Consider the following 20,230-nt stretch of genomic DNA (forward strand, 5'->3'; position numbering starts at 1 on the left):
TTGTCGGGCCTCTATGCTGACGCAACTGGGAAGGCGCAGCAGTAGCCAACGAAACACCCACGAAGAGCGAAGTTTCGGCAATCATGTCCGAACGTGAGGTTCTCGGATATGAGGAGGATGTGCGACGGTGCCGGACCACTTGCTCGAACAGTTGATCACCATTCCTTTGTTCACCGGAATCATCGGGTACATCACCAATTGGTCGGGCGTCCTGATGCTGTTTGCGCCGATCAACTTCCACGGGATCAAAGTGCCCGGCCTCAAACTGCTCTTCCCGTTCCTCCCCCGACGCGTCCAGGTGATCCCCGCGATCACCAGCGACGGCAGATTCGGTTGGCAAGGCATCGTCCCCTCGCGGGCGGAGAAGATGGCGTCGATCGCCGTCGACAAATCCCTCGCGAAAGTCGGCAGCATCGCCGATTTCTATCGCGTCCTGGACCCGGACAGCATCGCCGAGCACTTGGTGAACATCTCCCGCAGTGAAGTGCGCGGCGTGGTCACCAGAATCATGACGGCCGAGAATCCTCAGCTCTGGCACAACCTTCCGACGTCGGTGAAGGAGGCCGTCTTCCGCAAGGTGGAGGACGATCTGCCGGCCAGCGTGCGCATGATCACCGACCGCATCGAAGAGGACATCGACGAGTTCATCGACGCGAAGCTGATGGTGATCCGCTACCTCTCCTCGCACCCCAAACTGCTCAACGACATCTTCCGCACGATGGGCAACAAAGAGCTCAGGTTCATGCAGAACTTCGGCTTCTACTTCGGGTTCCCGATGGGCTTCGTGCTCGTCGGAATCCTCCATCTGGTTCCGCAGTGGTGGGTGCTTCCCATCGGTGGCGTGATCATCGGGTACATCGTGAACTACCTCGGCATCACGATGATCTTCGAACCGATCACCCCCAGCCGTTGGGTGCCGTGGCGGCAGGGACTTTTCCTCAAACGCCGCACCGAGATCATCGCCGGGTACGCAAAAACCCTGGCCGATCACGTCGTGACGCTCGAGAACATCGGCACCGAACTCCTCGAAGGTCCCCGCTCGGACCGAACGCGGCGGATGCTCGATCAGGTACTGCGCGAATCCGTCGACGACGCCGCCGGCTGGGCAAAGTCGGTGGTCAAGATGACCGTCGGTTCGCAGAGCTACAAGCGTCTGCCCGGCCTGGCCACCACCGAAGTGCTCGATCTGTACCCAAGGGTCTTCGAGGACGCGGAGTTCGCCGAGAGCCAGTCGGAGAAGATTCGTGTCTTCGTCACCGAACGCATGAGCATCCTTTCACCGGAAGATTTCAGTGAACTACTACGCTCAGCCGTCAAACAGGACGAGTGGCTGTTGTTCGTACACGGGGCCGTACTGGGCTCGTTTGCCGGTTTCCTGCACCTCGCAATATTCGGAGTATGAGTCGGAGTATGAGTATGAGTGAGCACGACCATCGCCTGATCGTCGAAGCGGAATCGTACGACTGGGCTGCGGACATCGCGCCGGTCGAATCAGTCGAAAAGCGTCTGATCCGCAGCCTTGTCGGGCTGACTGCCACGACGACGCTCACGTCGATCAAGCTGACGGGTTGGGCTTTCGGAACGGCGAAGGAGGCGACGCGGCAGATCGTTCAGGCTGCCGCCGAAGCCGCGGCAGAGGCCGCTGAATCGGCCAATGTTCAATCCGAACGTCGGGCCGAGAACTCCAACGGAGACGGCTCGCGGACCGAAAACCTACGGGCGGCAATGGCAACTCGTACCAATCGCAAACAGAGCGTCGAAGCCACTCTCGCGGCGCTGCGGGCACGCGGCGACAGGTTGCTGGACCGTTCCGCGGACGTGACCGATCGCGACGATCTGCACCCGGCCTACGACCGGATCCTCGACGAGATCGCGCCGGACGAAGCTCGAATTCTTCGGTTGCTGGCCACTTCAGGTGCGCAACCGAGCGTGGACGTACGTACGGCGCGGCCGTTCGGCGTCGGCTCGGAGATGATCGACGAGGGTCTGTCGATGATCGGAGAACTGGCGGGATGTCGTCATCTGGACCGCATCAGCGCGTACCTGAACAACCTGCATCGGCTCGGTTTGGTGGCGTTCTCACGCGAACCCGTCGAGGCCGACCGGTACCAGGTGGTCGAGGTACAGCCGTCGGTGATCGAGGCGGTCAAGCGAGCCGGACGATCTAACAAGATAGTGCGTCGTAGCATCCTGCTGACGCCGTTCGGTGACGACTTCTGTCATACCTGTTTTTCTCTTTAGGGCCTCCGGCCCTGTGCGCCTTTTTGGTAGTTACCACTACCAAAAAGGCGCACAGGGGGTGCCCCTACAGCCAGGTATCTTCTGTCGTGGTCGTCAGGAACGCTTCCAGATCGTCACGCCAGGTAGCCGGCACAGTCTTGTCCGGCTCGATGCCTGTGTACTGCCCGCGGTAGAAGAGCAGCGGGCGTTCGGTCTTGATCTCACTCATCGACGACACACGGCCGAAGACGACGTAGTGATCGCCGCCGTCGTGGACGGTTTCCACCGTGCAGTCGATGTGGGCAAGCGACTTGTCGATGATCGGTGACCCCAACGGTGATGGCGTCCAATCGATACCCGCGAACTTGTCCGGCTCACGCGACCCGAAACGAGCACACACCGCCTGCTGTTCCTCCGCCAACACGTTGACGGCGAACTTCCCGGTCCGCTCGATTGCCGCCCACGACCGAGAACCCTTGGTGGGGCAGAACAACACCAAAGGCGGGTCGAGTGACAGGGCGGCAAAAGACTGGCACGCGAACCCGACCGGCTCGCCGTCGTCGACTGTCGTGATGATGGTGATACCCGTGCAGAACTGCCCGAGAACCGTGCGGAACTGGCGTGGATCGATAGCCTGCTCCGCACTCACCGACGCGTCGGGCGAACTCACGGCTTCATTCCCACCGTGAAGTCGTGACCCCACAGGCTCACGGCCGTGCTTTCCCTCGCGATCCAGTTTTCGTCCTCGACCTCTAGCCCCTCACAACCGAATTCGATGTCGAACCCGCCCGGAGTCTTCATGTAGAACGAGAGCATCTCGTCGTTGACGTGGCGGCCGAGAGTCGCCGACATCTTGACCTTCTTGCGCAGTGCCCGGTCGAGGCACAGTCCGACGTCGTCGGAGTTCTCCACCTCGAGCATCAAATGCACGATGCCCGTCGGGTTGGGCAACGGCAGGAACGCCAAGCTGTGGTGACGCGGGTTGCAGCCGAGGAACCTCAGCCACGCCGGGTCGCCGTCCGCGGGCCGGCCGACCATCTGCGGAGGCAGACGCATCGAATCGCGAAGCTTGAATCCGAGTACGTCGCGGTAGAACCGCAGCGAAGCATCGTCGTCGTCGGTGGTGAGCACAACGTGGCCGAGGCCCTGCTCGCCCGTCACGAACCTGTGCCCGTACGGGCTCACGATCCGGCGGTGTTCGAGAGCAGCTCCGTGGAACACCTCGAGGGAGTTGCCCGAGGTGTCCTCGAACGCGATCATCTCGACGACGCGACGGTCCTTGAGCTGCTCCGCCGTGCCTTCCTTGAACGGAACACCGGCTGCCGACAACCTGTCACGGATATCTTGCAGCTCAGCGGCATTCGCGGTTTCCCAACCCGAGACGAGCAGACGATCCGTGCCGTTCGGAACGATGACAAGACGCGCCGGGAAGTCGTCCATACGCAGATACAGCGATTCCGCGTCGACGCCCTTGCCCTCGATCATTCCGAGGATCTTGAGTCCGTATTCGCGCCACGCGGCCATATCGGTGGCCCCGATGCGCATGTACGCCAGAGATCGAATACCCATCATTTACCTCCGTCGAGCAGGAAGTCGGTTGCGAGCCGGTTAAATTCGTCGAACTTCTCGAGCTGCGCCCAGTGACCGCAACCGCCGAAGACGTGGAGTTGCGCGCGCGGGATCATCTTGAGCGCAACCAGTGCGCCGTCGAGGGGGTTGACCCGATCCTCACGGCCCCAGATCAGCAACACACGCTGTCGAAGCTTGTACGCCTCGCGCCAGAGCATGCCAAGCTCGAAGTCACCGCTGGAGAAGGACTTACCCATCGCCTTGGCCGCAGCCAGCGACTCGGGAGTGCTGGCGGCAGCAAAGCGTTCGTCGACGAGTTCCGGCGTGATCAGCTTCTGATCGAAGACCATGATCCGCAGGAACGCTTCGAGGTTCTCCCGTGTGGGCTGGTAGCTGAACTTCCCGAGGTTCTTGACGCCCTCGGTGGGGTCCGGCGCAAACAGGTTGACACTGAGACCGCCGGGGCCCATCAGAACGAGGCGACCCGCACGGTCCGGGTAGTCGAGCGCAAAGCGAACAGCAGCGCCACCACCGAGCGAATTACCCAGCAGGTCAACGCGACCGGTGATCTCGAGCGTATCCAGAAGATCATTGAGCGCCGACGCACTGTGCACGAAGTACTGCGGATGCTCCGTCGGCTTGTCGGACTGCCCGTAACCGGGCTGATCGACGGCGATGACGTGAAAGTTCTTCGCCAACACCGGAATGTTGCGGGCGAAGTTCGACCACGACGACGCGCCTGGGCCACCGCCGTGCAGCAGCACGATGGTCTTGTCGTTTCCGACGCCTGCCTCGTGGAAGTGCAGTTTCAGATCGGGGCGCACTTGCGCGAACCGCGAAGTGGACTCGTAGGTGAGAGCTTCTTCGGTAGTTGTCACTGAGCCTCCTCTAGACCATCGTGTCGGTGATCGGCAGACCGAATTCGCCGGTTCCGAACATGACGTATGCGCGTTCGGGATCGTTCGCGGCGTGGACGCGACCAGCGTGAGCGTCGCGCCAGAAACGCTGAATCGGAGTGCCGTTCTGCAGTGCGGTGGCACCGGAGTTCTCGAAAAGCTTGTCGATCGAGGCGATCGCACGGCCAGTGGCGCGCACCTGGTCACGTCGAGCGCGCAGACGCAATTCCATCGGAACCTCTTCGCCCGCAAGGATCAACGCGTACTCGTCGGCGACGTTGCCGGAGAGCTGACGCCACGCGGCGTCGATGTCACTGGACGCCTCGGCGATACGCACCTTGGCGAACGGATCGTCCTTCGACTTCTCGCCGGCGAACGCAGCACGAACACGCTTGCCTTGATGCTCGACGTGCGCTTCGTAAGCGCCGTAAGCCATTCCGACGATCGGCGCCGAGATCGTTGTGGGGTGAATGGTTCCCCACGGCATCTTGTAGACCGGTGCAGTGTTCTTCTCGAGGCCCGGGGCGGTCAATTCGCTCATCGCCCGGAAGCTCAGCACGCGATGCGTGGGAACAAAAACATCCTTGACCACAACGGTATTGGAGCCGGTTCCACGCAGGCCGACCACATTCCACACGTCGTCGATCTGGTAGTCCTCGCGAGGAATCAGGTAGCTCACGAAATCGACTGCGCGGCCGTCCTTGAACACCGGACCACCGAGAACGGCCCAGCTGGCATGGTCACAACCCGAGGACCACGCCCACGCACCGTTGACCTTGTATCCGCCCTCGACTACTTCACCCATACCCATCGGAGCGTAAGAGGACGAGATGCGCACGTCAGTGTCGTTGCCCCACACGTCTTCCTGCGCCTGCTGAGAGAAGAGGGCGAGGTGCCAGTTGTGTACGCCGATGATCGAGGAGACCCACCCGGTGGAACCGCACGCGCTGGCGATCTTCTTGACTGCGGAGTAGAACAGCACCGGATCGGCTTCGTACCCGCCCCACTGCTTCGGCTGCAGCAAGCGGAAGAAGCCTGTTTCCTGGAGTCCCTTGATGGACTCGTCGGGGATACGACGCAGATCCTCGGTCTCCTGTGCGCGCTCGCGCAGTGCCGGCAGTAGTGCGTCGAGCCTCTGCATCACCTCGTGGCTGTCATGGTTACCCACTTCGACGCTCCCGTCTTCCTCGATCGGTTGGTTCACTTACACTTGAGACTAGAACACGTTCTCTTTTCTGTCGAGACGCTGACAAAGGTCCCGTTTGTGGCCGCAATGCTGTAACAAGTGCCCCCAAAATCTGGCGGAACCGGATCGAGTTCTATAACGTGTTCTACTAACAGCTAGAAGGGATGTGAGGTCACAATGGCGCAGATTCGCGAGATCGACGTCGGAACGGTGCAAACTCGTTTCGCCCGCGGTTGGCACTGCCTGGGTCTACTGAAGACCTTCAAGGACGGCAAACCGCACGCGATCGAGGCTTTCGGTACGAAGCTCGTGGTGTTCGCCGACAGCAAGGGCGACATCAAAGTTCTCGACGGATACTGCCGTCACATGGGCGGTGACCTCACACAAGGCGAGGTCAAGGGCGATTCCATCGCCTGCCCCTTCCACGACTGGCGCTGGGGCGGCAACGGAAAGTGCACCGGCATTCCTTATGCCCGCCGCGTGCCTCCGCTCGCACGCACCCGCGCGTGGACGACCCTCGAGCAGAACGGTCAGCTCTTCGTCTGGAACGACCCCGAGGGCAATCCGCCGCCCGAAGAGATCGTGATTCCTCGAATCGAGGGTGCGTACAGCGACGAATGGACCGACTGGACCTGGAACTCCATGGTCATCGAGGGATCCAACTGCCGCGAGATCATCGACAACGTGGTCGACATGGCGCACTTCTACTACATCCACTACGCCTTCCCGACGTACTTCAAGAACGTCTTCGAAGGTGAGATCGCCACTCAGTACCTCAACACCACTGGCCGTCCCGACATCGGAATGGCCTCCCAGTACGGCGGCGACACGCTGCTTCGCTCCGAAGCTGCGTATTACGGACCGTCGTACATGGTCAATCCCCTGTGGAACAGCTACAGCGGATACGAGGTCGAGAGTGTTCTGATCAACTGCCACTACCCGATCAGCCCGGACTCGTTCGTGCTGCAGTGGGGCGTGACGGTCAAGAAGCCGACGGGTGTCTCCGACGAGATGGCCGACAAGTTGGCCGGCAAGTTCACCGAGGGCATCAGCGAGGGCTTCCTGCAGGACGTCGCGATCTGGAAGAACAAGACCAAGATCGAGAATCCCCTTCTCTGCGAAGAAGACGGCCCCGTCTACCAGCTACGACGCTGGTACGAGCAGTTCTACGTGGACAAGGCCGACGTCACCGAGAAGATGACGCAGCGCTTCGAGTTCGAGGTGGACACCACCAAGGCAAACGAAGCCTGGCACGCCGAGGTCGAGGAAAACCTCGCACGCCAGAAGGCCGAGAAGGAAGCTGCAGCAGAAGCGGCAAAGAAAGAAGCAGAGGTCTAATCGTGAGCGCCTCGATCGGAACCGACGCACGGTGGGCTCGCTGGGCCAAGGCACCGGACTTTGCCGGGCAAACGGAACGGCTCGAGGCGATCGCGGCCCAGACGATCGAGGACAAGCACGAATACCTCGACTCGGGTCTGCAGGAAGTCGACTGCAAGGCATGCGGTGCCTGCGTACTTGTTCGCAAGAACACGTACAAGCACACCAGTGTTCAGTGGACTTCCGACCCGGCGCTGCGTTGCCACACCTTCAAAGAGGCCATTGCTTCCGGACAGTCGACGGCATTGAAAGACGGTTGCCCGAAACTGCACGACAGCATCGCCGACGCAGTAAGGGACGGCACCATCACGGTCCGTGATCCCGAGGTCAGCTGACCTGATTGTGTAGAACGAGGGCCGACCCACCACGGGTCGGCCCTCGTCCTACGTTCCAGCGACTGTGCGTCCGTCAGGCAGGCGGTCGCACCTTTCGTGCGGCCACCGCGTAGACGTCGCTCGACGTGGTGAGAGAGTTCTTTCCGCTGGCCGCCGGCACTCCCCCGCGTAGATTCACCGCCCAGTTGAGCGCACCGAGCGGTCCACATCCGCTCGCTCCCGGCGCCGCAAACACAGCATCCGAATGTGGGACTGCCGGGAACACTGCACCGGGGAACTCACCGATAGGTTCCGACGGAGGGTTTCCGGTTGTGGTCAGGTGAAGGTTGATCGGATTCGAAACCGAACCGATGTAGCAATCGTCACCGAGCAACGGATTAGACAGTTTCAATCGAACAGGCATGGTGAGTTCCTGCTCGAGAACCTTCAGATCCGGGACTCCCACCGATTCCACCGTCGCGCTGATCTGAGTCAGTCCCAGCGGAGTATCGATCCCGAGAGCACCTCCGGGTACCGAAATCGGATTGGAATAGACCCCGTTGGACCCGTCCTGCTTGGCGACGAACGTCTCGATGAAACTGTTGTCCGGCTGGGTCGCGTATTTCACGCCACCCGCAACCTTGAGACTTCCGTCCGGGATCGGCACCGAGAGCGCGCCCAATTTCATGGTCCCTCCGCGAACTACGACGCTGGCGCACGTCGTCACCTCGAGATCCTCGATCGGGCACGTGCCCCAACCGTCGAAGGTCAACGGATCAACCTCTGCCGCACCGGAGGAACCGAGCGATCCGCTGCCGGAAGACCCTGACGATGATTCGTCGGCAATTGCCACACCTGCACCGGCCATGACAAATGTTGCAACTAGCGCGACTGTCGACATAACTCGAAACTTATTGCGGCTCTTCATCTTCGAAACCCTCCACCGTTGACGGAATCTGACGAGAGCCGCCCACGGGCTGCACCTCGACGCACGTCCGGCACGCTACCGAGAAGCGGGACTTGGATTCACACATATCGGCGAAACTTCCCACCAAAGAACTACGGCGATCAGTCTCGATCGAACTTCCGTCCTAGCTCGGAAACCGTATCGATCCTGTCGGCTCAGTTCGGTTCGACTGTGCCCGAACCGATGACCTGATCGAGGAACGGCCCGAACATCTCCCCCAGGTTCTCGGCGATCTGATCTGGAGTACCGAAGGACAACGTCACGTGACTGATCGCCAGACGCACTATCGTGCTGCCGAACATCTCGGCATGGATGCGGTCGACGTTCGCCCAACTGGTCATGAAGATCTCGGCCAACCTCGCGCTCGCATGTTCGAGCAGTGGAGTCCCGTCGGTGGTGACCAAGCTCAGCAGGTCGTGCTGCGGCCGGGGACCGACAATGCTGACCACCATCGGGTCCCGGGCACCGGCGTCGAAGAAGGCACGGAAGGCTGCCGAGACCGCGCCCCGCGGATCCGAATGATGCAGCGTTACTTCGCGTTCCACTTCTTCGAGAAACTCGTCGACGAAACGGATGAGGTATCCGGACGCCAATCCCTGGCGGGACGTGAACTCCTTGTACAACGTCTGCCGGCTCATACCAGCAGCTTCGGCGATATGCGCCATCGTGATGTCGTTCCACGATTTCTCGGTCAAGAGTTCGCGTGTGGCGTCGAGCGCTGACGCACGGAGGAGTTGACGAGCTGCCTCGTGGTACGGGACACGGGCACGAGCGGTGGACATATCGGGAAGATTTCCATCGCCCGTGCTCGGTGTCAAAACGGTGGACACGCAAGCCACAGAAGTCACGAGAACACTCAGAGCACCGGTGAGGCGACAAGACCCGCCGCAAGTTCGGTCAGATCCCTATTTGTATCAGCGAGTACGTCGACGCTGATGTCCGGAGAGCGTTCGATAAGGGTTCGGACGGCGCGAATGTCCTTCGGCCGGCCCACGCTCACAGCGCCGACGACATTTCCGTCGCGCATGCAGATCGCAGTGAAGTCATAGGAGTCCAAGTCTCCTCGGACGATCACGGTGTCGTCGGCACCTGGCCAACCGGCTACCTGGATGTTGCGGCCGAATTGGTTCGACCAACTCCACGGCACGGATTCGAAAGGTTCCGCCTTCCCGACGATGCTCTTGGCAACTGCGACGGCGTGGTCCTGCGCAGTGTTCCAGTGCTCGCCGCGGTGCATGCCGCCGAGAAAACCGTTGGGCACGTTGGCCACATCGCCGATCGCGTACACATCAATGACGGAGGTCCGGAGGTATCGGTCGACCGAAATCCCGTTGTCCACCGCAATACCCGCAGCAGCAGCCACATCGGTATCGGGCAAGGATCCGATTGCGACGACGGCCAAGTCCGCAGTCCACTCACGCCCGTCACGCGCACGTGCGGTGACACCGTCGACACCTGTCGTCAGCGTCTCGAGGTCGACCCCCGTCTGCAAGGCGACGCCGGCCAAGTTGTGCAGCGCGGCGATCTTCTCCGCTATCGACGGTGGAAGCAGCCTGGACAGGGGCAACGGTTGCGCTTCGAGAACCTGCACACTGCAACCCAAGTCACGTGCCGTTGATGCCACCTCCGATCCGATCAAGCCACCGCCGACCACCAGTAGCGAGGATCCTTCGATCAGCTGGGATTGCAAGCGTCGCATGTCTGCGATATCCCGAAGATAGTGAACGCGCTCGGAATCTTCCGCGGTCAACCGTCGGGACCGTCCACCCGTGGCAAGAATCAGAACGTCGTAGTCGACGCCGTCACCGTCGGCTAAATGTATGGTGCGGGAATCTGTGTCGATTCTCGTGACAGTCACGCCGATCCGAAGGTCGATACCCTGCTCGTTCCAGAAAGTCGACGGCCGCAACCGAACCCGATCGATCGACGCTTTCCCGGACAGTAGTTCCTTCGACAGCGCCGGACGTCGGTACGGCTCCTCCGGTTCGCTGCCGATCAGAATGATGCTGCCGCCGAACCCTTCCTTGCGCAGGGCCTGCGCCGCACCGGAACCGGCGATGCCCGTGCCCACGATCACGACGGTGCGTGTGTCGGGCTCGCTGACCGCTGTCATCAGCGGTCCACCTCCACCATTTCGAAATCGACTTTGGCAGCACCACAATCAGGGCAGGACCAGTCTTCGGGAATCTCGTCCCAGCGAGTACCCGGCTCGATACCGTCATCGGGCCAGCCGATCGCTTCGTCGTATTCGAACCCGCACTGGAGGCAGCGGAACAATTTGTATGTAGTGGCAGTCTCGGACATCGGTTTTCCCTTCGCCGGTGGGTATTTCGATCAGGATTGTGTGACGAGAGTGAAGTCGATCTTCTCGCGGACGCCGCAGTCGGGACAACACCAATCGTCCGGGATACTCGACCACGGCGTGCCAGGCGGAAAGCCCTCTCGCGCAGCGCCTGTCGATTCGGTGTACGTGTAGTCGCAGATCGGGCAGATATAGGCGTTCATGCATTCACCCCGTAGGCCGCGAGGATCTTGGCGCGCTTCTTCGGCGCGATGTTGACCTGAGTGATGTCACCTCGGTAGTGCTCGAGAACGCGGTGGTCCATCACCTTGCGCCACAGGGGCGGGACTGTTGCGAGCATGATCATGCTGGCGTAGCCGCTCGGGAGCTGAGGGGCCTCTTCCATACTGCGAAGCGCCTGGTAGCGACGTGTCGGATTCGCATGATGATCGCTGTGTCGCTGCAGGTGATAGAGAAAGACGTTGGTGCAGATGCGATCACTGTTCCAGCTGTGTGCCGGCGTGCATCGCTCGTACCGTCCGCTTGCGGTTTTCTGACGCAGGAGTCCGTAGTGCTCGAGGTAGTTGATCGCTTCGAGTAACGAGAACCCGATGAAGGCCTGGATCACGAGGTACGGCGCAATGCCGATCCCGAATACTGCAAGCGCGACACCGAACAGGACTACAGACATGAGCCAGGCGTTGAGCACGTCGTTCTTGATGCTCCAGTGCGTGGTGCCCAAACGCTCGAAGCGGGTCTTCTCGAGATGCCACGCCGACTTCAATCCCCCGCCGACGCTGCGCGGCCAGAAACCGTAGAGGGTCTCACCGAAGCGCGAGGTCGCCGGATCTTCCGGAGTCGACACTCGCACATGGTGGCCACGGTTGTGCTCGAGGTAGAAGTGACCGTAAGCACTTTGTGCGAGAACGATTTTGGACAACCAGCGCTCGACGCTCTCCTTCTTGTGCCCGAGTTCATGGGCTGTGTTGATGCCGATTCCGGCCGTCACACCGATCGTCACTGCGAGTCCGATATTGGAGAGAACGCTCAAATCCCAACGTGCCCAGATGTAGCAGGACAGGAAGAAGGCCGTGTACTGCAGCGGCAGATAGGCGTAGGTGCACCACCGGTAGAAGCGGTCGTTCTCGAGTTCGTCGATCACCTCGTCGGGCGGATTCTTCCCGTCCTCACCCGCCAGGATGTCGATGACGGGAATGAGAGCGAACGCAATCAGTGGGCCGGTCCACCAGAAGACATTCCATCCGGTGGCGGTAACAAGCCCCACGGCGATGAAAGTTGCCGATGACGGAATCAGCGCCAACAGCCACAAGTAGCGTTTCCGGTCTCTCCAAGTTGCGAGCCGACCATCTGGCTCGGTGTACACCAACGCCGCCATCGAATTCTCCAGTTCTCGTTCGGATCAGTGAGTGCGTCCTGCGCGGCAACCCGCGACACGAACAACATCTATGTATAGAGAGTGGACAAATTGCGGTCTTTTGTCAACGATTTTGAAGGTAAAAGTTTTACAAACATGCTGATTTGTACACGCTGGAAGCTCGGGGAGGGCCAGGTGTCGCCTTCGGAATCCCCGGTCGATCCGCTCGCCAGAGCGCAGTTCTCATCCTTGACGGGCGATCCCCCAGCGCTCCAACCGTGATTGTGTGGTCGAAGTCGGCGCGCACTGCCACGCCGCGACCGAGCGAGAGGATCGACGATGGGGCACTACGACGACTTGGCGGACTCGAAGTTCGAGACCGGATTCCCGACTCGCGAGACTTCGATCTCGTTGCGAAACGAGTTGGTGTTCCAACGAGCCGTACAGAGCTATCTGTGGTCATTGCCGGCGATCAACATCTGGGCGATGAAAGAGGGTTCGGAATCGACGTTCGGTGCCGGATACAATGTCCTCCCGATATGGCAAAACCGAATCGATGCAAAGACTCTCGTGACAACCCCGAACTTCGACGTCGTTTATGCCATGGGATATCTCGATCTCGACAAATACGGCCCTTTGGTCGTCGAGGCCCCGGCGGGAGTCCAGGGGATTTTCGACGACTTCTGGCAACGTCCCATCGTCGGCCCCACTATCGAGGGACACACTTGGAAAGGTGATGTCGGCTTGGCGGGGCCCGACGCCGGATCCGGTGCGACATACGTGCTGTTGCCACCCGGGTACTCCGGGCCGGAACCGGCCGAGGGATACATCTACCGCTCACGCACGAACAACGTATTCCTTTTCTGGCGTGCGTTCTTCGCCGATCCCGCCGATTTGTCTCCCGCTGTCAACCGGATCGAGAGCACCGTCATCTATCCCCTCGGACAGAAGGACGGCGCGTTACCCATGCAGTTCCCACGCGCTTCAGGGGTGGAATGCAACATGCTCTTTCCACAGGACGGCACTTACTTCGAGATGCTCGACAGGTTCATCCAGAGTGAGGCCGTGGACCCCTATGACCTTGACCTGCGCGGCTTTCTCCACACACTCGGAATCGAAAAGGGAAAAGCATTCGATCCCACTCCTGACGACCGAGAACTTCTCGACAAGGCCGCTCGCACAGCGTTCAAGATGTCCAAGGTGACCGTGACCAGCTTGCTGGCACTCGAACCGGGGGGCACTTACTATCCAAATCAACCGTGGGTCAACACTTTTGCCGGTGAGAATACCGAGTTCCAATCGAGCGGCACATTCACGAATCTCGAGCAGCGCGGTGCGTTCTTCACTGCGGCGTACTCCAACTCACCTGGCATGGTCGTGAACATCGTCGACAAGGGCGCAAAGTACCCGGCGACTATGAAAGATTCCGAAGGAAACTGGTTGGACGGGGGGAACTCGTACTCACTTCATCTACCTCCGGACTTGCCCGCGGCGCTTTTCTGGTCAGTTGCTCTCTACGACAGCGTCACCGCGTCCGGCCTCGACAACGGACAACCCTTCCCCTCGGTCAACACGATGGACAAACCAACGATCAACCCCGACGGGTCACACGACATCTACTTCGGGCCGACCAAGCCGAACGCTGCAGACGAGACGAACTGGCTCCGAACTCTGCCGGGAAAGGGCTACTTCGTGATCCTTCGTCTCTACGGCCCTGGCAAGCCATTCTTCGACCAGACATGGACGCCAGGTGATCTCGAGCCGATACGCTGACGCCTACGCGGAAATGGCCATTTCGCGAATTCACTACCCGGTTCCTCCGCCTGCCCCAGCACTCGGCCGAGCGCGTATTGGCTCAGCATTCAGAAAATCGAGCGCGCAGCAGTGCGCCGTAAGGCGCTCGCGCTTGGGGTGAAACGTATGCAGCCTCGCCATGCCGGGAGTACAGGCGATCGTCCTCGTAGCGCGGAAATACGTGGACGTGGTGGTGCCAGACGTCCTGGTTGCCCGCCGGTTCGTTGTGCTGCCTGGTCGAGACACCGTCACAGCCGTATTCTTCACGAATTGCAACAGCCACAGCCTGAACCAGGTCGAACACCGAGTGCCCGACGCTCGTGGGCAAAGTGTAGAGATTCTCGAAGTGTTCGATCGGTGACACAAGTACGTGGCCAGGGTTGCCCGGCCACCACTTCGGGGAAATCCGAGCAATTACGTTGTCGGTTCGGGCGACGAGGTCGGTCGACGCGTTGTGCTCGTCGAACTCGCCGAGCGCGTAGCGACAGAACGGGCAGCGGTACCCCGGCGGCTCATGATGCAACTCGTCTGCCCTCACCTCGCGATCTTCCCACGATCCCAACGTCTTCGATCCATGCAGAAAACCCCCCAGATCTCCGATTTGGGTCAATTTCCCCAAAACAAAAGTTCGCTTACCCATACTGAAATGACCGACTGTCCCCGACGTGAGTGGGTCCTCATGGATACCGACGTATTGGTAGCGGGCGCCGGCCCGATCGGTTTGACCACCGCGATCGAGCTGCGCAGACGCGGCATCTCCTGTCGAATAGTCGACCCCCTCGACGAACCGCGGCAATACGCGAAAGCCGTCGGGATTCAGCCACGCACTCTCGAACTTTTCGAGAACATGGGGGTGCTCCGCCATGCACTCGACGCCTCGACACTGATGCGCGGTCAGATCATGTACACGAACGGCGTCGAGGTCGCCCGCGTCGACCTCACGCTCCCCGAGGACGTTCCTTACTGGTTCCTCTGCCTCCCCCAGTACTCGACGGAGCGCATCCTCACCGAGCGCCTCGCCGAGCTGGGGACAACCGTCGAACGCGGAGTCGGTCTCACCGCATTCGAACAATCCGACGGCGCCGTCACCTGCACACTCAGCGACGGCAGCACCGTGAATGTCCAGTATCTGGTGGGTTCCGACGGCGCTCACAGCGTGGTCCGCAAAGGGCTTGGCCTGAGCTTCGAGGGCGGCGCGTTTGCGGAAAGCTACATGCTCGGTGACGTCGAAGTCGACTGGTCGATCCCCAGCGGCTACTCCGTCCGCGCCAACCACACCACCGACGACGGAACCACCGACGACCTACTCGTCTGCATCCCACTTCCCGGACACAAGCGGTACCGCATGTCGATGCTCGTTCCGGACGATTTGATGCCGGACGAATCGTCGAACAAAGCCTCTGTACAACACGGTTTTTCAACCGGCAAGACACCTGAACTCCATCACATCCAGGCTGTGCTCGACAGACTGTCCCCAGAACCGACAACCGCCTCGATGCTGCGATGGTCCTCGGTCTTCCGCATCAGCCACCGCATCGTCGACGCTTACGGTCGCGGACGGGTTTTTGTCGCCGGCGACGCCGCGCACATCCATCCCCCGACTGGCGCGCAGGGCATGAACACCGGCATCCAGGACGCCCACAATCTCGCATGGAAGGTAGCGCTCGCCGTCAAAGGCGTTGCAACAACAGATCTTCTCCGGACCTACGATGCCGAAAGACGTCCGGTCGGTGAAGAAGTCGTCGGGATGACCGTCCGAAATGCTCGAGAAGGAATCGGTTCGGGAGAGTCTTCCATCGACACGGCAATGCGGCGCCAGGCTCAATTGTTGATCGACTACTCGGAGAGTCCGCTGAACACCGGGCGTGATTCTTCGAGTCCACACGTTCAACCGGGCGAGCGTGCACCCGATGCCCGCGGAATGCGCCGAGACGGTGTGCAGTATCCAATTCGGTTGTTCGACTTGCTGTCCGGAGTCGACCACACGCTACTGCTGACTTCGGACGGATCCGCAGAGAGCATCAACAGCCTCGAGAAGGTCGCCGACGCCGCCATTCGATCAGCGCACCGCATGTTGGACGTCTACGCGATAGTGCCACCGGGAACCGTGACCGTCGATTCGTTGGTGCCGATCATCGAGGACAACGACTCGCAGCTATGCGCCGCGTATGGGGTCGAAGGTACGGCGGCGCTGGTCATTCGCCCCGACGGCTACCTCGGATTCCGCGGTCACCCGGAGAACGTTTCCGACTACTTCGCGAAAGTGTTTGCCGTCAATCAGGAATGAGCGAAGCGAACATCAACCGGATCTCGGGTGAGAGCTTCATCAGCTCGACGTATCCACCCAATGGCCCGGCATCGAGGTAGGAGAACTCCATGCCGGCGCCCTCTACCCGACCTTGTTGCACCACCGACATTCCGCGACGCTCGGCCTCTAGCAACGTCGCCTCGTAATCGTCTGGAACCCAAGCCATGTGATGAACTCCGACGCCGTGAGTCTCCAGGAACTCCGTGTACAGGTTGCGTCCGGATACTGGTTGGATCAGCTCGAGCTGTTGGCTGCCCGCATATCCGATCGACACGTGCACGACATAGTCCGCGGGCTCCCCGCGATACGTTGTGGTCTCGGGGCCAAAGACGATGCCTGGCATACGCAGCCACCGCTCCACTCCCCACTGCCGAGTGAACTCCTGTTCGGCAGCCTCGATGTCCTCGACCACCCAGCAGATCTGGAAGATCGGTCCCGAGACCAACGGGTTCATGCCATTTTTCCGTTGTCGACCGAGTAAACGGCCCCGTGTATCGCCGAGGCGTCGTCGGAGGCCACGAAAGCCACCATCTTCGCAACGTCCTCGGCTTCCATCAAGCCACGCGGCGACGCAACCTTCATGACGAGATCGAAGTCGACTCCGTCGGGGAAGGTGAATCCGGTGACTTGAGGAGTCATCATGCCGCCGGGGCAGATTGCGTTGACACGCAGAGACTTTCCGGTGAACTCCATCGCCATCGCTCGGGTCAGTCCGATGAGTCCGTGCTTGGCAGCGCAGTATCCAGCCGAGTACGCCTGCCCTTCCAGCCCCGCGATCGAGGAGACGTTGACGATGTTGCCGCCCCGTTCCAGCAAGTGCGGCAGTGCTGCGCGGGAAAGGAAGAACGGTCCGTTCAGATTGACCGCAAGGTCATGTGCCCATTCGGAATCCGCAATATCCGCCGTATGACGAAGCGAGTGCGATCCCGCCACGTTGACGAGGATGTCGATACCACCGAGCGCGTCGACACACGCTTGCACGGCCACATCACACTGAGCAGAATCCGAGACGTCCGTCGCCGCGTAACGACGCTCACCGTCCGCGCCGACCACCTCGACCATCGACTGCCGCAGCTTCTCCTTGTCGCGGGCGATACCGAAAACCTGTGCGCCCCTGCTGTGGAGTATCTCGGTGACGGCGCGCCCCAGCCCTGAGGACGCGCCGGTCACCAAGGCCACTTTCCCGGCCAGTACGTCTGCCATGGGCTAGGAAGCCGCTGCTTCGCGCTGGAGTTCCAGCGCGATGTCGATCAACTGATCTTCCTGGCCGCCGACCAACTTGCGCTTGCCTGCGCGCACCAACAGTTCCGCGGACGACACTCCGTACCGCTCGGCCTGACGCTCGGCATGCTTGAGGAAGCTCGAGTACACGCCGGCGTAGCCCATCATCAGCGCTTGACGATCGAGCAGGCATTCCTGCGGCATTGCCGGGCGCACAACATCTTCGGCTGCATCGGCGATGGCGAAGAAGTCGATACCGGTCTTGACGCCGATCTTGTCGCAAACACCGACGAAGGCCTCGACCGGGGCGTTGCCGGCGCCGGCACCGAACCGACGGGTACTACCGTCGATCTGCTTGGCTCCCGCACGAACTGCCGCAATGGAATTGGCGACGCCCAGGCCCAGGTTCTCGTGGCCGTGGAAGCCGACCTGAGCGTCATTGCCGAGTTCCTGAACCAGCGCCTCGACGCGATCGGATACCTGCTCGAGTACCAGCGCGCCGGCCGAGTCGACCACGTACACACACTGGCAACCCGCGTCGGCCATGATGCGAGCCTGCTTGGCCAGCTTCTCCGGCGGAATCGAGTGAGCCATCATGAGGAATCCGACTGTTTCGAGTCCGCGCTCACGCGCGAGGCCGAAATGCTGGATGGATACGTCGGCCTCGGTGCAGTGAGTTGCGATGCGGCAGATGGACGCACCGTTGTCCTGCGCGATGACGATGTCGTCCTTGATGCCCAACCCGGGCAGCATCAGGAAGGCGATCTTCGCGTTGGTCGCCGTCTCGACTGCAGCTTTGATCAGTTCCTGCTCGGGAGTCTTCGAGAAGCCGTAGTTGAAGGAGGACCCGCCGAGGCCGTCGCCGTGAGTGACCTCGATGACCGGCACTCCGGCTCCGTCGAGGGCACCGACGATGGCTCGTACTTCTTCGACGGTGAACTGATGACGCTTGTGGTGGGAGCCGTCGCGCAGTGACGTGTCGGTGACGCGGATGTCCCAGCTCGAATCGAAATGAATCATGTCGCTCATGCCTTCACACTCAGAAGCTTCTGGGCGATTTCCTCGCCCACCTTGGTGGCTGCTGCCGTCATGATGTCGAGGTTGCCCGCGTACGGCGGCAGGAAATCGCCTGCGCCTTCGACCTCGACGAACGTGGTGACCGTTGCATAGCCACCGGAAACGACGCTCGGTTTGTCGAACTGCGGTTCGTTGAGCAACCGGTAGCCGGGCACGTACTGCTGGATGTCCTTGACGACACGGTGAATGGAGTCGGTGATCGCGGCCTGATCGGCGTCTTCGGGGACAGCGCAGAAGATTGTGTCGCGCATGATCATCGGCGGGTCTGCGGGGTTGAGGATGATGATCGCCTTACCGCGCTGTGCGCCGCCGATGGTCTCGATACCGCGGCTGGTGGTCTTGGTGAACTCGTCGATGTTCGCGCGAGTTCCCGGGCCGGCGGACAACGATGCAACGGAGGCGACGATCTCGGCGTACGCCACGTCGACGACACGCGATACCGCGTAGACGATCGGAATGGTTGCCTGCCCACCGCAGGTGATCATGTTGACGTTGGGTGCGTCCAGGTGCTCACGCAGGTTCGCGGGCGGAACCACAGCCGGGCCGACCGCGGCCGGAGTCAGGTCGATGGCACGGATACCGGCGGCCTCGTAGCGTGGTGCTGCCTCGCGGTGCACGTATGCCGACGTCGCCTCGAAGACCAGGTCCGGTTTCTCCGCCTGGTTCAGCAACCAGTCGACACCCTCGGCGGAGGTCTCGAGTCCCATCTTGCGGGCGCGCGCCAATCCTTCACTCTCGGGATCGATTCCGATCATCCATCGCGGTTCGAGCCACTCGGAACGCTGCAGTTTGTACAACAGATCGGTACTGATGTTTCCCGATCCGACGATCGCCACACTTGCCTTGGTCATGACTACTCCTACGTGAACTGAAGAGAGACGGAACCGAGGCCGCTGAACTCGGCTCGGAAGTTGTCGCCTGGATGAGCGTCGATCGCTCGCGTGCACGAACCCGGCAGAACGATGTCGCCGGCCTTGAGCCGAACTCCGAACGTGTCGACCTTCTGCGCCAACCATGCGACAGCGGTGACCGGGTTCCCGAGAACCGCATCGCTGCGCCCCTCCGCAATCCGCTCGCCGTTGCAGGTCAGCACCGCATCGATCGCCTTGATGTCGATGTCCGACGGGCGAACTCGTTCCTTGCCGAGAATGAACCCGGCGGAGGACGCGTTGTCCGCGATGGTGTCCGAGAGGCCGATCTTCCAGTCCTTGATCCGGCTGTCGATCAACTCGATGGACGGCGCATAGGCGACAGTGGCGTCGATGACGTCTTGTTCGGTGCACCCGGCGCCCGGCAGATCTGCTCCCAGAATGAAGGCGACCTCCACCTCGACGCGTGGGAAGCAGAAGCGCGACGTGTCGACCGGACGGTCCTCGAACTCTTCCATCTCGGCGAGCAGGTGACCGTAATCTGGCTCGTCGACGCCCATCATCTGCTGCATCGCCAGTGACGAGAGCCCGACCTTGTGTCCGACCACCTTTGCGCCACCGGCAACACGACGCCTGATGTTGATGAGCTGGATCTCGTAGGCGTCGACGACGTCGATGTCCGGATACGTGGCGATCAGCGGGCTGATCGGAGCGCGATCCCGTTCCGCCGAATCAAGATGGTCGGCAAGTTCGCCGCGGATCTGCGTCGAGAGCAT

22 protein-coding genes are annotated in these 20,230 nt (G+C 61.0%); 6 read left to right on the top strand and 16 right to left on the bottom strand.

The features are described from left to right. Positions 1–127: 127 nt before the first annotated feature. On the top strand, positions 128–1,402 hold the full coding sequence (locus RE4_RS08865; RefSeq protein ID WP_019746908.1) for a DUF445 domain-containing protein: 1,275 nt from the start codon (positions 128–130) through the stop codon (positions 1,400–1,402). Between the two features lie 14 nt (positions 1,403–1,416). Continuing rightward, entirely contained in the window at positions 1,417–2,241 is an 825-nt protein-coding gene (locus tag RE4_RS31560) for an Abi-alpha family protein (RefSeq protein WP_019746907.1), read from the top strand. Between the two features lie 64 nt (positions 2,242–2,305). Here the strand turns inward: RE4_RS31560 and hsaB are convergent, their stop codons facing one another. From hsaB to hsaA, 4 genes are read right to left on the bottom strand one after another with little or no spacing between them, the layout of a single operon-like run. Next, complete coding sequence (gene hsaB / locus RE4_RS08875; RefSeq protein WP_003945677.1) at positions 2,306–2,890, bottom strand: 3-hydroxy-9,10-secoandrosta-1,3,5(10)-triene-9,17-dione monooxygenase reductase subunit; 585 nt, start codon at positions 2,888–2,890, stop codon at positions 2,306–2,308. Next, positions 2,887–3,789: an iron-dependent extradiol dioxygenase HsaC gene (gene hsaC / locus RE4_RS08880; protein ID WP_060938436.1), complete on the bottom strand. Its 903-nt coding sequence runs from the start codon at positions 3,787–3,789 to the stop codon at positions 2,887–2,889. Before hsaC ends, hsaB begins: the two co-directional genes overlap by 4 nt. After that, complete coding sequence (gene hsaD, locus RE4_RS08885; protein WP_019746906.1) at positions 3,789–4,667, bottom strand: 4,5:9,10-diseco-3-hydroxy-5,9,17-trioxoandrosta-1(10),2-diene-4-oate hydrolase; 879 nt, start codon at positions 4,665–4,667, stop codon at positions 3,789–3,791. The genes hsaC and hsaD overlap by 1 nt, the downstream gene beginning before the upstream one ends. 10 nt (positions 4,668–4,677) lie before the next feature. Next, positions 4,678–5,853 carry a 3-hydroxy-9,10-secoandrosta-1,3,5(10)-triene-9,17-dione monooxygenase oxygenase subunit gene (gene hsaA, locus RE4_RS08890; RefSeq protein ID WP_020968432.1) on the bottom strand — a complete coding sequence of 392 codons (1,176 nt, stop codon included), beginning with the start codon at positions 5,851–5,853 and terminating at the stop codon, positions 4,678–4,680. A 195-nt stretch (positions 5,854–6,048) separates the two neighbouring features. Between hsaA and RE4_RS08895 the strand changes: the two genes are divergently transcribed. Together RE4_RS08895 and RE4_RS08900 are read left to right on the top strand one after the other, a co-directional pair. Continuing rightward, a complete protein-coding gene (locus RE4_RS08895) occupies positions 6,049–7,209 on the top strand; it encodes a 3-ketosteroid-9-alpha-monooxygenase, oxygenase component (RefSeq protein ID WP_003945847.1) in 1,161 nt (386 codons plus the stop codon). A gap of 2 nt (positions 7,210–7,211) precedes the next feature. Then, positions 7,212–7,583, top strand: coding sequence for a hypothetical protein (locus tag RE4_RS08900; RefSeq protein WP_007734099.1), 372 nt, complete (start codon positions 7,212–7,214; stop codon positions 7,581–7,583). Between the two features lie 73 nt (positions 7,584–7,656). Here the strand turns inward: RE4_RS08900 and RE4_RS08905 are convergent, their stop codons facing one another. The 6 genes from RE4_RS08905 to RE4_RS08925 form a co-directional block, all read right to left on the bottom strand. Beyond that, entirely contained in the window at positions 7,657–8,490 is an 834-nt protein-coding gene (locus tag RE4_RS08905; RefSeq protein WP_020906154.1) for a hypothetical protein, read from the bottom strand. A 194-nt stretch (positions 8,491–8,684) separates the two neighbouring features. Beyond that, complete coding sequence (locus RE4_RS08910) at positions 8,685–9,311, bottom strand: TetR/AcrR family transcriptional regulator (RefSeq protein ID WP_007734097.1); 627 nt, start codon at positions 9,309–9,311, stop codon at positions 8,685–8,687. Between the two features lie 74 nt (positions 9,312–9,385). Beyond that, on the bottom strand, positions 9,386–10,642 hold the full coding sequence (locus tag RE4_RS08915; RefSeq protein WP_060938437.1) for an NAD(P)/FAD-dependent oxidoreductase: 1,257 nt from the start codon (positions 10,640–10,642) through the stop codon (positions 9,386–9,388). Continuing rightward, entirely contained in the window at positions 10,642–10,833 is a 192-nt protein-coding gene (locus RE4_RS08920) for a rubredoxin (protein ID WP_060938438.1), read from the bottom strand. Before RE4_RS08920 ends, RE4_RS08915 begins: the two co-directional genes overlap by 1 nt. Positions 10,834–10,863: 30 nt before the next feature. Then, complete coding sequence (locus RE4_RS30645) at positions 10,864–11,034, bottom strand: rubredoxin (RefSeq protein WP_081098331.1); 171 nt, start codon at positions 11,032–11,034, stop codon at positions 10,864–10,866. Further along, positions 11,031–12,206: an alkane 1-monooxygenase gene (locus tag RE4_RS08925; protein ID WP_003945652.1), complete on the bottom strand. Its 1,176-nt coding sequence runs from the start codon at positions 12,204–12,206 to the stop codon at positions 11,031–11,033. The genes RE4_RS30645 and RE4_RS08925 overlap by 4 nt, the downstream gene beginning before the upstream one ends. Positions 12,207–12,524: 318 nt before the next feature. On the opposite strand from RE4_RS08925, the gene RE4_RS08930 reads away from it, so the two are divergent. Continuing rightward, positions 12,525–13,958 (top strand): DUF1254 domain-containing protein, encoded by a 1,434-nt coding sequence (locus RE4_RS08930; protein WP_020968429.1) that lies wholly within the window; start codon positions 12,525–12,527, stop codon positions 13,956–13,958. 82 nt (positions 13,959–14,040) lie between these two features. Here the strand turns inward: RE4_RS08930 and RE4_RS08935 are convergent, their stop codons facing one another. Further along, positions 14,041–14,517 (bottom strand): HIT family protein, encoded by a 477-nt coding sequence (locus tag RE4_RS08935; protein ID WP_060938464.1) that lies wholly within the window; start codon positions 14,515–14,517, stop codon positions 14,041–14,043. Between the two features lie 141 nt (positions 14,518–14,658). On the opposite strand from RE4_RS08935, the gene RE4_RS08940 reads away from it, so the two are divergent. After that, complete coding sequence (locus RE4_RS08940) at positions 14,659–16,266, top strand: FAD-dependent monooxygenase (RefSeq protein WP_060938439.1); 1,608 nt, start codon at positions 14,659–14,661, stop codon at positions 16,264–16,266. On the opposite strand, the gene RE4_RS08945 is transcribed toward RE4_RS08940, so the two are convergent. From RE4_RS08945 to RE4_RS08965, 5 genes are read right to left on the bottom strand one after another with little or no spacing between them, the layout of a single operon-like run. Beyond that, a complete protein-coding gene (locus RE4_RS08945; RefSeq protein ID WP_020906146.1) occupies positions 16,253–16,741 on the bottom strand; it encodes a VOC family protein in 489 nt (162 codons plus the stop codon). The two genes, RE4_RS08940 and RE4_RS08945, sit on opposite strands and share 14 nt — an antisense overlap. Then, positions 16,738–17,490 (bottom strand): SDR family NAD(P)-dependent oxidoreductase, encoded by a 753-nt coding sequence (locus RE4_RS08950; RefSeq protein WP_060938440.1) that lies wholly within the window; start codon positions 17,488–17,490, stop codon positions 16,738–16,740. Before RE4_RS08950 ends, RE4_RS08945 begins: the two co-directional genes overlap by 4 nt. A gap of 3 nt (positions 17,491–17,493) precedes the next feature. Further along, positions 17,494–18,537, bottom strand: coding sequence for a 4-hydroxy-2-oxovalerate aldolase (dmpG, locus tag RE4_RS08955; protein WP_020906144.1), 1,044 nt, complete (start codon positions 18,535–18,537; stop codon positions 17,494–17,496). Next, a complete protein-coding gene (locus RE4_RS08960) occupies positions 18,534–19,436 on the bottom strand; it encodes an acetaldehyde dehydrogenase (acetylating) (protein WP_060938441.1) in 903 nt (300 codons plus the stop codon). Before RE4_RS08960 ends, dmpG begins: the two co-directional genes overlap by 4 nt. 8 nt (positions 19,437–19,444) lie before the next feature. Beyond that, a complete protein-coding gene (locus tag RE4_RS08965; RefSeq protein WP_003945480.1) occupies positions 19,445–20,230 on the bottom strand; it encodes a 2-keto-4-pentenoate hydratase in 786 nt (261 codons plus the stop codon).

The organism is Rhodococcus erythropolis NBRC 15567, assembly GCF_001552595.1.
GTDB lineage: Bacteria > Actinomycetota > Actinomycetes > Mycobacteriales > Mycobacteriaceae > Rhodococcus_F > Rhodococcus_F erythropolis.

What these genes read in the sequence shown, in the direction of transcription:
- RE4_RS31560 (WP_019746907.1), top strand. Translation starts at nt 1,417, where the DNA reads ATGAGTGAGCACGACCATCGCCTGATCGTCGAAGCGGAATCGTACGAC.
- hsaC (WP_060938436.1), bottom strand. Translation starts at nt 3,789, where the DNA reads ATGGGTATTCGATCTCTGGCGTACATGCGCATCGGGGCCACCGATATG.
- RE4_RS08895 (WP_003945847.1), top strand. Translation starts at nt 6,049, where the DNA reads ATGGCGCAGATTCGCGAGATCGACGTCGGAACGGTGCAAACTCGTTTC.
- RE4_RS08905 (WP_020906154.1), bottom strand. Translation starts at nt 8,490, where the DNA reads ATGAAGAGCCGCAATAAGTTTCGAGTTATGTCGACAGTCGCGCTAGTT.
- RE4_RS08910 (WP_007734097.1), bottom strand. Translation starts at nt 9,311, where the DNA reads ATGTCCACCGCTCGTGCCCGTGTCCCGTACCACGAGGCAGCTCGTCAA.
- RE4_RS08915 (WP_060938437.1), bottom strand. Translation starts at nt 10,642, where the DNA reads ATGACAGCGGTCAGCGAGCCCGACACACGCACCGTCGTGATCGTGGGC.
- RE4_RS08920 (WP_060938438.1), bottom strand. Translation starts at nt 10,833, where the DNA reads ATGTCCGAGACTGCCACTACATACAAATTGTTCCGCTGCCTCCAGTGC.
- RE4_RS30645 (WP_081098331.1), bottom strand. Translation starts at nt 11,034, where the DNA reads ATGAACGCCTATATCTGCCCGATCTGCGACTACACGTACACCGAATCG.
- RE4_RS08925 (WP_003945652.1), bottom strand. Translation starts at nt 12,206, where the DNA reads ATGGCGGCGTTGGTGTACACCGAGCCAGATGGTCGGCTCGCAACTTGG.
- RE4_RS08930 (WP_020968429.1), top strand. Translation starts at nt 12,525, where the DNA reads ATGGGGCACTACGACGACTTGGCGGACTCGAAGTTCGAGACCGGATTC.
- RE4_RS08940 (WP_060938439.1), top strand. Translation starts at nt 14,659, where the DNA reads ATGGATACCGACGTATTGGTAGCGGGCGCCGGCCCGATCGGTTTGACC.
- RE4_RS08945 (WP_020906146.1), bottom strand. Translation starts at nt 16,741, where the DNA reads ATGAACCCGTTGGTCTCGGGACCGATCTTCCAGATCTGCTGGGTGGTC.
- RE4_RS08950 (WP_060938440.1), bottom strand. Translation starts at nt 17,490, where the DNA reads ATGGCAGACGTACTGGCCGGGAAAGTGGCCTTGGTGACCGGCGCGTCC.
- dmpG (WP_020906144.1), bottom strand. Translation starts at nt 18,537, where the DNA reads ATGAGCGACATGATTCATTTCGATTCGAGCTGGGACATCCGCGTCACC.
- RE4_RS08960 (WP_060938441.1), bottom strand. Translation starts at nt 19,436, where the DNA reads ATGACCAAGGCAAGTGTGGCGATCGTCGGATCGGGAAACATCAGTACC.
- RE4_RS08965 (WP_003945480.1), bottom strand. Translation starts at nt 20,230, where the DNA reads ATGCTCTCGACGCAGATCCGCGGCGAACTTGCCGACCATCTTGATTCG.